This window comes from Pseudomonas khorasanensis, from assembly GCF_014268505.2.
Taxonomy (GTDB): domain Bacteria; phylum Pseudomonadota; class Gammaproteobacteria; order Pseudomonadales; family Pseudomonadaceae; genus Aquipseudomonas; species Aquipseudomonas khorasanensis.
In genome coordinates, this window is record NZ_JABWQP020000049.1 from 1 (window position 1) to 480 (window position 480).

General features: G+C 61.9%; 1 protein-coding gene. It reads left to right on the forward strand.

Going from position 1 to position 480, the window contains the following annotated elements; translation table 11 throughout:
- The coding region (locus HU727_RS25530) for a calcium-binding protein (RefSeq protein ID WP_275967719.1) at window positions 1-480 on the forward strand (480 nt) is incomplete at both ends.

Genomic DNA, 480 nt, shown 5'->3' on the forward strand with positions numbered 1-480 from the left:
GCCAACTCCGCCAACAGCGGAATCGATACTGTCCAGTCGACCGTCAGTTGGGCGATGAGCGCCAATCTGGAGAACCTTACCCTCTTGGGCAGCGCCAACCTGAACGGTACCGGTAACGCGCAGAACAATACCCTGACCGGTAATGCCGGCAACAACATCCTCGACGGCGGGGCTGGCATCGACACACTCAGTGGCGGCGCAGGCGATGATGTCTATGTCGTCGACAGCCGCAGCGACACCGTGATCGAGCTGGCCGGTGAAGGCCATGACGTGATCCGCTCCAGCGTCAGCTACACACTCTCGGCCAACGTCGAAGACGGTGTGCTGCTGGGCACCGCCAACCTCAACTTCGGCGGCAACGCCTTGAGCAACACCCTGACCGGCAACGCCGGCAACAACGTCCTCGATGGCCTGGGCGGTACCGACACCCTGATTGGCGGGGCCGGTGACGACATTTACTACATCAATGGCCAGGACGAC